Annotated in this window: 15 protein-coding genes; 11 read left to right on the forward strand and 4 right to left on the reverse strand. The window is 67.9% G+C overall.

Going from position 1 to position 14,459, the window contains the following annotated elements:
* Positions 1 to 6 precede the first annotated feature (6 nt).
* Genes RCF34_RS19100 through RCF34_RS19130 form a run of 7 tightly spaced genes read left to right on the forward strand, consistent with a single transcriptional unit; the run spans position 7 to position 5,351 of the window.
* Positions 7 to 786, forward strand: coding sequence for a transporter substrate-binding domain-containing protein (locus RCF34_RS19100; RefSeq protein WP_308709835.1), 780 nt, complete (start codon positions 7 to 9; stop codon positions 784 to 786).
* A 48-nt stretch (positions 787 to 834) separates the two neighbouring features.
* Complete coding sequence (locus tag RCF34_RS19105) at positions 835 to 1,497, forward strand: amino acid ABC transporter permease (RefSeq protein WP_308709595.1); 663 nt, start codon at positions 835 to 837, stop codon at positions 1,495 to 1,497.
* A gap of 10 nt (positions 1,498 to 1,507) precedes the next feature.
* The gene (locus RCF34_RS19110) at positions 1,508 to 2,170 is read left to right on the forward strand and encodes an amino acid ABC transporter permease (RefSeq protein WP_308709596.1); all 663 of its coding nucleotides are present in this window, start codon (positions 1,508 to 1,510) and stop codon (positions 2,168 to 2,170) included.
* Positions 2,167 to 2,943, forward strand: coding sequence for an amino acid ABC transporter ATP-binding protein (locus RCF34_RS19115; RefSeq protein ID WP_308709597.1), 777 nt, complete (start codon positions 2,167 to 2,169; stop codon positions 2,941 to 2,943). The genes RCF34_RS19110 and RCF34_RS19115 overlap by 4 nt, the downstream gene beginning before the upstream one ends.
* Positions 2,944 to 2,971: 28 nt before the next feature.
* Positions 2,972 to 3,358 (forward strand): RidA family protein, encoded by a 387-nt coding sequence (locus RCF34_RS19120; RefSeq protein ID WP_058768196.1) that lies wholly within the window; start codon positions 2,972 to 2,974, stop codon positions 3,356 to 3,358.
* Between the two features lie 14 nt (positions 3,359 to 3,372).
* The gene (locus RCF34_RS19125) at positions 3,373 to 4,146 is read left to right on the forward strand and encodes an IclR family transcriptional regulator (RefSeq protein WP_308709598.1); all 774 of its coding nucleotides are present in this window, start codon (positions 3,373 to 3,375) and stop codon (positions 4,144 to 4,146) included.
* A complete protein-coding gene (locus RCF34_RS19130; protein ID WP_308709599.1) occupies positions 4,143 to 5,351 on the forward strand; it encodes an amino acid deaminase in 1,209 nt (402 codons plus the stop codon). The genes RCF34_RS19125 and RCF34_RS19130 overlap by 4 nt, the downstream gene beginning before the upstream one ends.
* Before the next feature lie 4 nt (positions 5,352 to 5,355).
* Here the strand turns inward: RCF34_RS19130 and RCF34_RS19135 are convergent, their stop codons facing one another.
* The 3 genes from RCF34_RS19135 to RCF34_RS19145 form a co-directional block, all read right to left on the reverse strand.
* Complete coding sequence (locus tag RCF34_RS19135; protein WP_308709600.1) at positions 5,356 to 5,784, reverse strand: pyridoxamine 5'-phosphate oxidase family protein; 429 nt, start codon at positions 5,782 to 5,784, stop codon at positions 5,356 to 5,358.
* 113 nt (positions 5,785 to 5,897) lie between these two features.
* Positions 5,898 to 6,836 (reverse strand): AraC family transcriptional regulator, encoded by a 939-nt coding sequence (locus tag RCF34_RS19140; protein ID WP_308709601.1) that lies wholly within the window; start codon positions 6,834 to 6,836, stop codon positions 5,898 to 5,900.
* A gap of 12 nt (positions 6,837 to 6,848) precedes the next feature.
* A complete protein-coding gene (locus RCF34_RS19145) occupies positions 6,849 to 7,679 on the reverse strand; it encodes an oxidoreductase (RefSeq protein WP_308709602.1) in 831 nt (276 codons plus the stop codon).
* A 447-nt stretch (positions 7,680 to 8,126) separates the two neighbouring features.
* On the opposite strand from RCF34_RS19145, the gene RCF34_RS19150 reads away from it, so the two are divergent.
* Complete coding sequence (locus RCF34_RS19150) at positions 8,127 to 8,867, forward strand: NPP1 family protein (RefSeq protein ID WP_308709603.1); 741 nt, start codon at positions 8,127 to 8,129, stop codon at positions 8,865 to 8,867.
* 34 nt (positions 8,868 to 8,901) lie between these two features.
* On the opposite strand, the gene hrpB is transcribed toward RCF34_RS19150, so the two are convergent.
* Positions 8,902 to 11,406 carry an ATP-dependent helicase HrpB gene (gene hrpB / locus RCF34_RS19155; RefSeq protein ID WP_308709604.1) on the reverse strand — a complete coding sequence of 835 codons (2,505 nt, stop codon included), beginning with the start codon at positions 11,404 to 11,406 and terminating at the stop codon, positions 8,902 to 8,904.
* Positions 11,407 to 11,508: 102 nt separating this feature from the next.
* Between hrpB and RCF34_RS19160 the strand changes: the two genes are divergently transcribed.
* The 3 genes from RCF34_RS19160 to RCF34_RS19170 all read left to right on the forward strand — a co-directional run bounded on the left by RCF34_RS19160 (position 11,509) and on the right by RCF34_RS19170 (position 14,459).
* Complete coding sequence (locus tag RCF34_RS19160; protein WP_027598502.1) at positions 11,509 to 11,934, forward strand: hypothetical protein; 426 nt, start codon at positions 11,509 to 11,511, stop codon at positions 11,932 to 11,934.
* On the forward strand, positions 11,934 to 12,848 hold the full coding sequence (locus RCF34_RS19165; RefSeq protein ID WP_308709605.1) for a cation diffusion facilitator family transporter: 915 nt from the start codon (positions 11,934 to 11,936) through the stop codon (positions 12,846 to 12,848). The genes RCF34_RS19160 and RCF34_RS19165 overlap by 1 nt, the downstream gene beginning before the upstream one ends.
* 81 nt (positions 12,849 to 12,929) lie before the next feature.
* Entirely contained in the window at positions 12,930 to 14,459 is a 1,530-nt protein-coding gene (locus tag RCF34_RS19170; protein WP_308709606.1) for an FAD-dependent oxidoreductase, read from the forward strand.

Genomic DNA, 14,459 nt, shown 5'->3' on the forward strand with positions numbered 1-14,459 from the left:
GTCGCCATGACCGGCGCCCAGGCGGCCAAGCTGGATGACGTGCTCAAGCGCGGCCATCTGGTCGTGGGCACCGGCAGCACCAACGCCCCCTGGCACTTCCAGGGCGCCGACGGCAAGTTGCAGGGCTTCGATATCGATATCTCCAGGGTCATCGCCAAGGGCCTGTTCAACGATCCGGAAAAGGTCGAATTCGTCGTGCAGGGCTCGGATGCGCGCATCCCCAACCTGCTCACCGACAAGGTCGACATCAGCTGCCAGTTCATCACCGTGACCGCCAGCCGCGCCCAGCAGGTGGCCTTCACCCTGCCCTACTACCGCGAAGGCGTGGCCCTGCTCTTGCCGGCCAACAGCCGCTACCAGCAGATCGACGACCTCAAGGCGGCCAAGGGCGACCTGACCGTGGCCGTGCTGCAGAACGTCTATGCCGAGGAACTGGTGCACCAGGCCTTGCCCGGCGCCAAGGTCGACCAGTACGACAGCGTCGACCTGCTCTACCAGGCCCTGGGCACCGGCCGCGCCGACGCCGTGGCCACCGACCAGTCCTCGGTCAAGTACCTGATGACCCAGAATCCCGGTCGCTATCGCTCGCCCGACTACGCCTGGAGCCCCCAGACCTACGCCTGCGCGGTCAAGCGCGGCGACCAGGACTGGCTGAACTTCGTCAACACCGCCCTGCACGAGGCCATGACCGGTGTGGAATTCCCCACCTACCAGGCCTCCTTCAAGAAGTGGTTCGGCGTCGAGCTGCCGTCCCCGGCGATCGGCTTCCCCGTCGAGTTCAAGTGATCCTGGCCCCGGCGCGGCCTGTCCGCGCGCCCTAGGTGGACGTCGAGCATGAATTACACCCTCAACTTCGCCCCCGTGTGGCAGAACCTGGACCACCTGCTGGCCGGGCTCGCGCTCGGCCTGCAGCTGGCGCTGGTGGGCATCGCCATCGGCTGCCTGATCGGCCTGGCCACCGCCTTCGCCCTGCTCTCGCCGGCGCGGGCGCTGCGCTGGCTGGCGGGGGGCTACGTCACCCTGGTGCGCAACACCCCGATCCTGGTGCTGATCCTCTTGCTGTACTTCGCCCTGCCCAGCATCGGCATCCGCCTGGACAAGCTCAGCTCCTTTCTCATCACCCTGGCGCTCTATGCCGGGGCCTACCTGGCCGAGGTGTTTCGCGGCGGCCTCATGGCCATTCCCAAGGGCCAGCGCGAGGCGGGCCTGGCCATCGGCCTGCGCGAATGGCAGATCAAGGCCTACGTCATCATTCCGGTGATGCTGCGCAACGTGCTGCCGTCGCTCTCCAACAGCTTCATCTCGCTGTTCAAGGACACCTCCCTGGCGGCGGCCATCGCCGTGCCGGAGCTGACCTACCAGGCGCGCAAGATCAACCTGGAAAGCTACCGGGTCATCGAGACCTGGCTGGTGACCAGCGCCCTCTACATCCTCACCTGCTACGTCATCGCCCTGCTGCTGCGCCAGCTGGAGCGACGGCTGAGCCTGACCCGCTAGGAGCCCGATCGTGTACGAAGCCCCCTCCTGGTTCCTGGAGTTGTGGAACGCCCGCCAGACCCTGGCCGCCGGTTTCGCCACCACCCTGGCCTGCTCGCTGATGGCGGTGCTCGGCGGTACCCTGCTGGGTACCCTCGGCGGCCTGGCGCTGACCTATGGCCGCTGGCCGCTGCGCCTGCCGTTCCGCCTCTACGCCGACCTGATCCGCGGCACCCCGGTGTTCGTGCTGGTGCTGGCCTGCTACTACATGGCCCCCGCCTTGGGCCTGCGGCCCACGCCCTTCCAGGCCGGCACCGCGGCGCTGCTGCTGTTCTGCGGCTCCCATGTGGCGGAGATCGTCCGCGGCGCCCTGCAGGCCATCCCCCGTGGCCAGCACGAGGCGGCCAAGGCCATCGGCCTGACCTTCGTGCAGAGTCTTCAGGAAGTGCTGCTGCCCCAGGCGCTGCGCCAGATCCTGCCGACCTGGGTCAACGCCTCCACCGAGATCGTCAAGGCCTCCACCCTGCTCTCGGTGATCGGCGTGGCCGAACTGCTGCTCAGCAGCCAGCAGGTCATCGCCCGCACCTTCATGACCCTGCAGTTCTACCTGTTCGCCGGCCTGCTGTTCTTTCTCATCAACTTCGCCATCGAGCGGCTCGGCCGCTACCTGGAAAAACGGGTGACCCTGCCATGACCGACTCCAACGCCCCGCTGCTCAGCATCGACGACCTGCACAAGAGCTTTGGCGCCGTGGAGGTGCTCAAGGGCATCGACCTGTCCCTGGATCGCGGCGACGTGGTAACCCTGATCGGCTCCAGCGGCTCGGGCAAGACCACCCTGCTGCGCTGCGTCAACCTGCTGGAAGACTTCCAGGGCGGCAGCATCCAGCTAGCCGGCGAGGCCATCGGCTATCGCGAGGAAGGCGGTCGCCGCCAGCGCCTGCCGGAACGCGAGATCGCCCGTCAGCGCTCGCTCACCGGCATGGCCTTCCAGCAATTCAATCTGTTTCCCCACCTCACCGCCCTGGAAAACGTCACCCTCGGCCTGCGCAAGGTCAAGAAGCTGGGCAAGGACGAAGCCATCGCCCTGGGCGAACAGTGGCTGCGCCGGGTCGGCCTGATCGAGCGCCGCGATTATCATCCCGGCCAGCTCTCCGGCGGTCAGCAGCAACGCGTCGCCATCGCCCGCGCCATCGCCATGAACCCCAGCCTGATGCTGTTCGACGAACCCACCTCGGCGCTGGACCCGGAGCTGGTCGGCGAGGTGCTGGCGGTGATCAAGGACCTGGCCCAGGACGGCATGACCATGCTGCTGGTGACCCACGAGATGAGATTCGCCCATGAGGTCTCCGATCGCATCGTCTTCATGAGCCAGGGTCGCATCGAGGAGCAGGGTCCGCCCCGCGAACTGTTCGAGCGGCCGCGCTCCACCCGTCTCGCCGAATTCCTCGGCCGGACCTCTTTCTGAATCCCACCCCCGCTACAGGAGCACCCTTATGAGCATCACCCGATACGGCGCCGGCGAACGCGGCGCAGGTGGCCAACCCCTGCCCTTCGCCCGTGCGGTGGAAGCCGATGGCTGGCTGCACGTCTCCGGCCAGGTGGCCATGGAGAACGGCGAGATCATCGACGGCGGCATCGTCGCCCAGACCCACAAGACCATGCAGAATCTGATCGCCATCCTGCACGAAGCCGGCTACGGTCTGGAGCACGTGGTGCGTGCCGGCGTCTGGCTGGACGATCCGCGCGACTTCTGGAGCTTCAACAAGGTGTTCGCCGAGTATTTCGCCGGTCAGGCCCCGGCGCGCGCCTGCGTGCAATCCTCCATGATGGTGGACTGCAAGGTCGAGATCGACTGCATCGCCTACAAACCCAAGGCTTGAGACAAATCGCACAGATGACCGAACCTACCCGCCAGCGCGCCCGCGGCCTGGACCGCGCCTTCGATATCCTCGATCACCTCAAGCGGGTGGGTCGGCCGCTGCGACCCAACGAGATCGCCGCCGGCCTGGGCATTCCCAAGTCCACCGTCTACGACCTGGTCGGCCTGTTGCTGGAGCGGCACATGCTCGATGCCGTGGGCCGCGACGGTCAGGTCTACCTGGGCCGCGAGCTGTACTTTCTCGGCCAGGCGCACCTGCGCCATTTCGATCTGGCCCGCGAGGCCGGGCTGCTGCTGGACGACATCGTCGCCCAGACCCGCGAGACCGCCCAGCTGTGCCAGCTCAACGGCCGCAAGTACACCGTCTCGCTGATGAAGGAAGGTGCCCGCGCCTTTCGCATCTCCTCCAACGTCGGCGAGGACGCCCCCATTCCCTGGACCGCTTCCGGGCGGCTGCTGCTCGGCCATCTGAGCGATGCCGAGATCCTCGCCCTGATCGATCCGGACGACTTCATCCTGCCCGACGGCAGCCGCCTGGACCCGGCGACCTTCATCGCCGAGATCCGCAGCGCCTGCGCCGCCGGCTTCTTTTCCTTCGACAGCATCGCCGACACCTACACCCACTGCTTCGCCGCCCCGGTGCAGGACGCCAGCGGCCTGAGCATCGCCACCCTGTGCATCGTGGCACCCCGCGCCGACGCCCAGGCCCATCATGCCGAGTACCGCCAGGTGCTGGTCGACAGCGCCCGCCGCCTGTCCCAGCGCCTGGGCGGCCAGGAGAATCCATGACCCCCTTCATCGCCCCCGAGAAAGGCGCCGCCACGCCTGGCGCCAGCCTGCTCAGCGACATCGCCCTGCCCGCCCTGGTCATCCACCAGGACGCACTCGACCACAACATCGCCTGGATGCAGGCCTTCGCAAGCGACCGCGGCGCCGAACTGGCGCCCCACGGCAAGACCAGCATGGCCCCGGCGCTGTTCCAGCGACAGCTAGCCGCGGGTGCCTGGGGCATGACCCTGGCCACCGCGGTCCAGACCCGCGCCGCCCAGGCCCACGGCGTGCGCCGGGTACTGATGGCCAATCAGCTGGTGGGCGCGCCGAACATGGCGCTGATCGCCGAGCTGCTCACCGCCGATCCGGACTTCGACTTCCATTGCCTGGTGGATCATCCCGCCCAGGTCACCGCCCTGGGTGCCTTCTTCGGCGCACGCGGCCTGGCGCTGCAGGTGATGATCGAATACGGCGTGCCCGGCGGTCGTTGCGGTTGCCGCAGCGAAGCCGAGGTGCGTGAGCTGGCGCGGGCCATCGCCGGGCAACCGGCGCTGCGCCTGACCGGCATCGAAGGCTACGAGGGGGTCATCCACGGCGCCGAGGCGGCCACCGACATCCGCGCCTTCGCCGATTCCCTGGTACGCCTGGCCGAAGAATTGCGCGGCCAGGGCGCCTTCGCCCTCGACCGGCCCATCGTCACCGCCTCGGGTTCGGCCTGGTACGACCTGATCGCCGCCGCCTTCGACCAGCTGGAAGTACGCGAGCGCTTTCTCGCCGTCATGCGCCCCGGCAGCTATGTGGTCCATGACCACGGGATCTATCGTGACGCCCAGTGCGGGGTGCTAGCCCGCACTGGGCTGAACGCGGGCCTGCAACCGGCGCTTGAGGTCTGGGCTCATGTGCAGTCCATGCCCGAACCCGGTTTCGCGATCCTGGCCCTGGGCAAGCGGGACATCGCCCACGATGCCGGCCTGCCGCTGCCGCTGCGCCGGTACCGGCCCGGCCAGGCCGCTACCGAAGCCATGGACGTCAGCGGCTGTACGGTCACGGCCATCATGGACCAGCACGCCTTCATGGTCGTCGCCCCGGGGACCGCGTTGGCCATCGGCGACGTCATCGCCCTGGGCACCTCCCACCCCTGCCTGACCTTCGACAAGTGGCGCCAGGGCTGCATCGTCGACGAAGGGCTGCAGGTCGTGGAGACCTTCGCGACCTGCTTCTAGGGCGTTAGGGTCGCAGCTCGCCCTCTTCCTCGCCGTCCCAGTAACGGATGCGCTCGGCATGCACCTTGATGAGGATCATGCCGGGCGTGTCGGTGCCCTGGGGAAACCAGCGATCCAGACTCTTGGACCAGTGCGCCTCGAATTGCGCCTTGTCGCGGATCAGCTCGGCGTGTCCTTCGATGCCGATGAAGATGCCGGGCTTGCCCAGCAGACTCTTGCCCTCGCTGAAGCTCAGCCCCACCGCCGGATCCTGCTCGATGTCACGGATCTTGGCCGAGTCCTCGTAGGCATAGAACCAGGAGTCCCCGTCGTATTCGACGTCGCCGTTGTTGCTCATCGGCCGGCTGGTCAAGCGCCCGGTGCCGGTGGTCAGCATGCAGAAATCCAGATCGCGCATCGCTTTGGAAAGGTCGTGCAGGGTCTTGTCGGCCATGGGGGTCGCTCCGGTTGGGCGGGCAGGCAGTGCCCGTCTGCATTCAGACCGGACGCGGCGGTCGCTTGGTTCCAGCGCAGCGGCGTCCACTTGGCTTTTCGGACGGACTGCTCTCAATGGGAAGAGACGTAGACTGCCGAAGCGGGCAGCGCCGGCAAGGCATAGGTGGCCTTCATCCAGTCGATCTCCGCCAGCGGTGTCCGGCCGAACAGCCGCTTGAATTCGCGACTGAACTGGGAGGCGCTCTCGTAGCCTACCGCAAAGGCCGCGTTCGCCGCCGGGACGGCGTCGTGCAGCATCAACAGCCGCGCCTGGTGCAGACGGGTCGACTTCAGATACTGCATGGGCGTGGTACCCGTGACCTCGCGGAAGTGGCGATGGAAGCTGGGCTGACTCATGCGCGCTTCCTGCGCCAGCGCGGCGACGTCGAGCCGCTCGGCATAGCGGGCATGCAGGGTGCGCAACGACCGGGCGATACGGCCGAAGCGACCCTGGCGATCCAGGGCCGCGCGCAGTGATCCACCCTGGGCGCCCGTGAGGATCCGATAGTAGAGTTCGCGCAGCAGCGCCGGTCCCAGCAGCCGGGCGTCCGTCGGCACGCTCAAGACCTCCAGCAAGCGCAGCGTCGAGACGCGCAGCGGCTCATCGATCGGCGAGGCATAGAGCCCACGGGGCGACTCCCGCGCCGGCCCCAGTTCGCTATCGAGCTGCAGGACCAGGTCCCCGAGCAGCCGAAAATCCAGCCGCAGATAGATGGCCAGCAGCGGTGCCTCCGGACTGGCATCGGTCTCCATGGTGAAGGGCATGGGCACGGAGACCACCAGGTAGTGCTGGGCATCGTAACGATAGACGCGGTCACCGAAGTAACCGCGCTTGCCACCCTGGCAGACGATGACGACCCCGGGATCGTAGAGCACGGGTACGCCGGTCAGCGGGCGATCCGAACGTAGGAAGCGTACATCCTCCAGGGCGCTGAGGTTGTAGCCCTCCTGGGGCGCCAGCTTGCCCAGCAGCGCCACCAGACACCTGGCAAGGGGATCGCTCGGGTTCATGGGGCCTCCGCTTCAGCCGTCGGTGGAAAGGGTCAGGGCTTCCCAGCGGTCGATTTCCCGGCTGGCCGTGGCCAGGCGTTCGCGTACCAGGTGCAAGGCATCGCTCCCCAGCAGCAACTGCGCTGGCGGCGCCGGCAAGGCGATGAGCTGCAGCAGGGCCTGGGCCGCCTTGCGCGGATCACCCAGCTGCTTGCCGCTCTTGGCCTCCCGCGCCGCACGGATCGGCGTGAACTGCTCATCGTAGTCGGCGATGCCGCGCGCGCTGCGACGCATCGAGCGACCCGCCCAGTCGGTGCGAAAGGAGCCGGGCGCCACGGCGGTGACCCAGACGCCGAACGGTGCCAACTCCTGGCCCAGGGCCGCCGAGATACCTTCGAGGGCGAACTTGCTGCCGCAATAGTAGGAGATACCCGGCAGGGTGATGGTGCCACCCATCGAGGTGATGTTGATGATATGACCGCGGCGCTGCTCGCGGAAGGACGGCAGGAAGGCCTTGGTCACGGCGACCGCCGCGAAGACATTGACCTCGAACTGCTGGCGCAGCTCTTCCAGCGGCGATTCTTCGAGGATGCCCTCATGGCCGTAGCCGGCGTTGTTGACCAGGACATCCACCGGACCGTGGGCTGCCTGAGCCTCGGCCACCACCGTCGCCAAGCGATCATGGTCCGTGACATCCAGCAGAACGCCATGAGCCCTGTCCGACAAGGCCGCGAAGGCCTGAAGATCGGCTTCCCGGCGCACCGTGCCGATGACGTGGTGGCCGGCCGCGAGGGCTTCCCGCGCCAGGGCATTGCCCAGGCCGCTGCTCACGCCGGTGATGAAAAGGGTCTTGCGCTCGTTCATGGTCCACTCCCATCGTTGGAAGCGGCCATGCTAGCGCCGGTGCCTGCCGCCCCAACTGCCGGATCGTCTAGGTGTCTTGCCTAAAACGCTCAGTCTCGACGCCTTGGGTTGAAGGTCCAGTGGCCTGGCCCTGGCGATCAGGATCGCTCGGCCTGCTGGGCGCGAAGCAAGAGACTCGGAGGGCCTGGTCCTACAGGGGCAGGGACTAGCCAAAGTTGCGATGACCTGCGCTGATCCAGATCGGTTACCCACCGATCGCCTCACACAAGCGCCCCCTCCTTGCGCCGCCCTGCCATTCAAGTGTCATCGCAGTTAAATGAAACCAACAAGCGCGCTATGGAAAATCGTGACGGACCAAGTTCGACTTGGCTGCCGATACACCCACTTTCGACAAACACCACGCCTTCTGATGAACGCCAGCCCCATTACCTAGTGGAGAGATTCTTCATGAGCAGTAAGGTCTCGCTATTGATGGTATCCACGACGCTCTGCCTGACGACACCTGCTTTTGCCGCCGTGCTCAACCACGACCAGGTACAACAGATCCGCGCCGACGCCACCGCCGTCGAATACTATTATCAGCCGATGATTGCCGATGGCCCGGACTCCTGCAACAACTATCCGGCCGTGGATTCCGCGGGCAACGTCAGTGGCGGCCTGCATCCTTCGGGCGCCCCGGATGGTCATTGCCGCGGCACCAATGGCCAGGTCTATTCGCGCATGGCCGAATATTTCAAACATTGCGCGATCATGTATTCCTGGTATTTCCCCAAGGATCAGCCGCCGAACTATCTGGGCGCTGCCGGCGGTCATCGCCATGACTGGGAAGATATCGTCGTCTGGACCAATGAGTGCAAAGTCGGCTCTCCCATATTGAAGATAGACTATTCCACTCATGGCAAATACCAGGTGAACTTCAATCCGCCGGTCTGGCGAGGCCGCAGCGGTTATCTTGCCCAGGGCGTACATCCCAAGGTCACCTATCATGCGACCTACAAGGGCTTCGCCGACCACTCCCCCGCTGCCACCAACGACATGGGGCGCAGCCAGCCGCTGATCAGCTGGAGCCGAATGCCGGTACCCGCCAGGAACACCCTGAACAGCTACGACTTCGGCGCGGCGAATGTGCCCTTCAAGGATGGCGGCGCCTTCTGGTCCAATCTGCGCAAAGCCTGGGAGAGCGACTAGCCCACGGCCAGGGCGCTGCTGGTGATACGCGCCCTCACTGACCCCGCGGCTTGGCTCGCGCCGTGGGTTCGGCGATCAAGGGATCGTCCGGCCAGTAATGCTTGGGATAGCGGCCCTTGAGATCCTTCTTCACCTCGCCATAGGTATTGGCCCAGAAGCTGGCCAGGTCCTGGGTGACCTGCACCGGTCGCCGCGCGGGCGAGAGCAGGTGCAGCTTGACCGCCAGCCGTCCACCGGCGAGGCGCGGGGTGTCGGCCAGGCCGAACAGTTCCTGCAGTCGTACCGCCAGCACCGGCGGCTGCTCGCTGTAATCCAGCCGGATGCTGGAGCCGGAGGGCACCGCCAGACTGCGCGGCGCCAGCTCGTCCAGCTGTCGCGGCAACGGCCAGGGCAGCAGGCCCTGCAGCATGGCGGCCAGGTCCAGCGTGGCAAAGTGGGCCAGACGGGTGACGCGCCCCAGATAGGGCAGCAGCCAGTCTTCCAGGCTGGCCAACAGGGCGGCGTCGCTCACATCCGGCCAGTCGCTCGTCGCCTTCCGCTGCAGATCCAGCTGGCGCAACAGGTCTACCCGCGCCTGCCACTGGCGCAATTCCGGCGTCCAGGGCAGCAACTCCAGGCCCTTGCGCCGCACCAGCCCGAGCAGCGCCCGGCTGCGAGCGGCGGCGTCCAGATCCTTCAGGGGTTCACGACTCAGCACCAGTTGGCCGACCCGCCGCTGGCGCTCGGCGCGCAAGACGCCTTCGCGCTCGTCCCAGTCCAATTCATCGTGGCTCACGACCTGTTCGGCCAGCGGCCCCTCGAACAGCGCCGGATCCAGTTCGGCGGCGAGGTAGATGCGCTCTTCGCGCTGCCCCTGGCGACTGCCCAGGTCGGCCACCACCAGCCAGGGCGATTTCATCAGCCCATCCGGCTCGCCAAAGCTGGCGGCCCGGCCATTGGCCAGGCGATAGTCCTGGCCACCCGCCTTGCGCTGCTGGGCGATGCGATCCGGATAGGCGCAGGCCAGCAGGGCACCGGTCCAGCGCGGCTGTTCGGGATCGGCCACCGGCCGCTCGGCCTTGCCACGCAGCAGGCCACGGTACTGGCGGACCAGCTGGCGAATACGCGCCACCCCGCCCCGTGGACCGCGCCCCTCACCGGCCAGGAGCAGCAGGCGGGTATGCAGATCGGCGCCCTGCCCCGGGGTCAGGTCGCGTTCGCCCAACAGCGCGGCGATCTCGCAGGCACGCTCGGCCAGGCCCCAGGCCTGGCCTCGTAACAGCAGGTGGGCCAGCCGCGGATGGGCCGGCAGGCCGCTCATGGCCTGGCCATGGGGGGTCAGCCCGCCCTGTTCGTCCAGGGCGCCCAGTCGCACCAGCAGGTCGCGCGCCTGCGCCAGGGCGGCGGCGGGCGGAGGATCGAGCCAGGCCAGCTCCTCGGCGTCCATGCCCCAGCGCGCCAGTTGCAGGGCCAGGCTGGCCAGATCGGCCTGGAGGATCTCGGCGCTGTCGTAGGCCGGCAATTGCTGATGCAGCTCTTCCGACCAGAGTCGATAGCAGACACCCGGTTCCAGGCGGCCGGCGCGGCCTTGGCGCTGGGTCGCCGAGGCACGGGAGATGCGGCGGGTGGTCAGGCGGGTCATGCCGCTGCCGGGATCGAAGGCCGGCACGCGCGCCAGGCCCGCGTCCACCACCACCCGCACCCCTTCGATGGTCAGACTGGTCTCGGCGATATTGGTGGCCAGCACCACCTTGCGCGTACCCGCCGGCGTCGGCTCGATGGCCGCGCGCTGGGCGGCCAGCTCCAGCTCGCCGTGCAGCGGACAGAGCAGTACCCCCGCGGGCAGGTGCTCCGCCAGACGCTCGGCGGTGCGGCGGATCTCCGCCTGGCCGGGCAGAAAGACCAGCAGGCTGCCGGTTTCCTCGTCCAGTGCCTGCAACACCGTGGCGGCCACCCGCGCCTCCAGGCGTTCGTCCTGGCCGAGCGGTCGGCTCCAGCGGGTCGTCACCGGAAACATCCGCCCCTCGCTGCGCACCACCGGGGCCCCGCCCAGCAAGGCAGCGAGGCGTTCGCCTTCCAGGGTGGCCGACATCACCAGCAGCTTGAGCGGGGTGTCGCGCAGCAGTTCGCGGCCGCTCAGGGTCAGCGCCAGGGCCAGGTCGGCGTCCAGGCTACGCTCGTGGAATTCGTCGAAGATCACCAAGCCGACACCCTCCAGCGCCGGATCGTCCTGCAGCCGTCGGGTGAGGATACCCTCGGTGACCACCTCGATACGGGTGCGCGGGCCCACCCGGCTTTCCAGGCGGATGCGATAGCCCACCGTCTCGCCAACGTCCTCGCCCAGCTCCGCGGCCAGTCGCTCGGCGGCGGCGCGCGCCGCCAGCCGACGCGGCTCCAGCAGCAGGATGCGCTGGCCAGCCAGCCAGGGCGCGGGCAACAGCGCCAGGGGCACGCGGGTGGTCTTGCCGGCCCCCGGCGGCGCTTCCAGCACGCAGTCATCGCGGTGGGCGAGGGCCTGGCGCAGCTTGGGCAGGACAACATCGATGGGCAAGGGCGTCATTGGGCAAGGCCGGTGGTCTCAACGGGGCGGGCAGTATAAAGCGTCTCGCCCGTCGTCATTTCGGCCGCTATAGTGGCGGCCTCATCCAACCGGAGGTTGTCTATGTCGATGCGTACCCGCGCGGTGTGTGGCGTCCTCGCCGCCGCCCTGTTCACCCAGCTGACCGCCTGCGGCTCGCTGTTCTATCCCGAGCGCCGCGGCCAGATCACCGGCAGTGGCCGGATCGATCCGGGCATCGTCGCCCTCGATGCCATCGGCCTGCTGTTCTACATCATTCCCGGCCTGATCGCCTTTGGCGTGGACTTCGCCACCGGCGCCATCTACCTGCCCGACAACAAGCGCGCCGAGGTCGATCCGGGCGAGCTGAACAAGGCGGTCAATCCGGATGGCAGCGTCGATCGCGCGCGCCTCAAGGCCATCATCCAGCAGGCCACCGGCCACAGTCTGCCGCTGGACGATCCGCGCCTGTTGCAGCGCAGCGGCAGCAACGAGCAGCTCGCCAGCCTGGGGCTCGCCCCGCGCGCTTGATGAGCGACCCGCACGGCACCGAGCGGCTCCTGCGTCGCGCCACCGCCGCCTCGGTGGCGGTGGCGACGACGCTGATCCTGGCCAAGGCCGTGGCCTGGTGGTTCAGCGGCTCGGTCAGCCTGCTCGCCGGCCTGACCGATTCGCTGCTCGACGGCCTGGCCTCGGTGTTCAACCTGCTGGCGGTGCACTATGCCCTCAAGCCGGCGGACGACGACCACCGCTATGGCCATGGCAAGGCCGAGTCCCTGGCCGGCATCGCCCAGGCGGTCTTCATCGGCGTCAGTGCCGTACTCATCGCCTGGCAGGCGATCGGACGCCTGCAGCAACCCGAGCCCCTGGGCGCCCATGCCCTGGGTATCGCCGTCACCCTGTTTTCCCTGGTCCTGACCGCCGTGCTGGTGGCCTACCAGCAGCACGTCATCCGCCTCACCGACTCCACGGTGGTTCGCGCCGACGCCCTGCACTATCGCTCCGATCTGCTGCTCAATGTCGGCATCCTGATCGCCCTGGCGCTGACCGGCTTCGGCTGGTACTGGCTGGATCCGCTGTTCGGTCTGGCCATCGCCCTCTACATCCTCTGGAGCGCCTACGGCATCGCCCGCGACTCCTTTGGCGTACTGATGGATCAGGAACTGCCCGCCGACATCAGCGAGCACATGTTGCAGCTGGCCTGCCAGGTGCCGGGCGTGGAAGGTGCCCATGACCTGCGCACCCGCCTCTCCGGCAATCACTGGTTCGTGCAGTTGCACCTGGAGCTGCCAGGCGAGATGAGCCTGTCCCGCGCCCATGTGCTGTGCGACGAGGTGGAGGCCGCCATCCGCGCCGAATATCCCCAGGCCGAGGTACTGGTCCACGCCGATCCGCTGGACGCACCCGACGTTCCGCATCGACATCCGCTGCCGCCCGCCACCTGAGCGGAACCCGGCGCCGCTGCGCTCTCTCGAATCTGCTGAGCCTGATTCGAGAGAGCGCCCCAGACGGCGCCGGAGTCCACCATGAAAGCCATGCATCCGGTCGCGCGCCTCGCCGACCTGCGTGAAGACCGTGGCACCGCGGTCAAGATCGAAGACACCGAAATCCTGTTGCTGCGCGTCGGCGACGAGGCCCGCGCCTATCAGGCCAAATGCCCCCACGCCGGCGCGCCGCTGGCCGACGGCGCGGTCTGCCGGGGTCGCCTGGTCTGTCCCTGGCACAAGGCGAGCTTTGCCATCGACGATGGTAGCCTTTGCGAACCGCCGGCGCTGGATGCCCTGCAGCGCTATCCGGTGGAGGTGCGCGATGGCGAGGTGCTGGTCGGCGGTGAACCCCTGCCGGCGCAAGCGGCCGAAACCCGGCCCGACGATCACCTGTTCGTCATCGTCGGTGCCGGCGCCGCGGGTCCCGCTGCGGCCGCCGCGCTGCGCGAATTCGGCTTTGGCGGACGCCTGCTGCTGATCGGCCGCGAACCGGGCGAGCCCTATGACCGGACGGCCTTGTCCAAATTCGTCCTCCAGGGCGACAAGGCCCCCGATGAAACCCCACCGCTGCGCGAGGCCGACTTCTTCCGCCAGCAGCGCATCGAACGCCTGCACGCCGAGGTGAGGCATCTGGATCCCCATACCCGCCAGCTGGAACTCGCCAACGGCCAGACCCTGACCTACGACGGCTGTGTGCTCGCCACCGGTGGCGAACCCAAGCCCCTTGACGTTCCCGGCGCCGAGCTCGGGGGCATCCACCTGCTGCGGACCCGCGCCGACGCGGCCGCCATCCTGGCCGACCTGCCCACCGAGGGGCGCGCGGTGATCGTCGGTGCCAGCTTCATCGGCCTGGAAGCCGCGTCCGCCTTGCGCAAGCAGGGCCTGGCGGTGGACGTGGTCTCCCCCGCCTCGCTGCCCTTCGTCAAGCAGATGGGCGAGACCCTGGGCCAGCATTTCAAGACCCTGCACGAGGCCAATGGCGTGACCTTCCACGCCCCCAGCGAGGTAGTGGGCTTCGTCGGCGACGATCACGTCCGCCAGGTCAGCCTCAAGGACGGCAGCCAACTGCCCGCCGACCTGGTACTGGTGGGTACCGGCATCACCCCGGCCACCGCTTTCCTCACCCACCTGCCCCTGGCCGATGACGGCAGCGTCCCGGTGGATGCCCAGCTGCAGGCCGGCGAGGGTCTCTACGCCGTCGGCGATCTGGCCACCTTTCCCTTTGCCGGTCAGCCGACCCGCATCGAACACTGGCGCCTGGCCCAGCAACACGGCCGCCTGGCGGCGCGCAACCTGCTCGGCCACGCCGAGCGCTACGCGGACGTGCCCTTCTTCTGGACCCTGCATCACGGCAAGCGTTACGAATACCTCGGCCATCCCCGCCAGTGGGACGACATGCACCTCGACGGCAGCCTCGGCGACCAGACCTTCGTCGCCCTGCTGCTGGCCGAGGACTTGGTGGTCGGCGTAGTGGCTTGCCAGCGAGAACGTGCCACCGCCATCCTGGCCCAGCGCCTGCGCCAGCCGCTGGGACGAGTCGAGGCCCTGGACATCGTCCAGGCCAACTGA

This window comes from Pseudomonas sp. 102515 (genome assembly GCF_031085165.1).
Taxonomy (GTDB): domain Bacteria; phylum Pseudomonadota; class Gammaproteobacteria; order Pseudomonadales; family Pseudomonadaceae; genus Chryseomonas.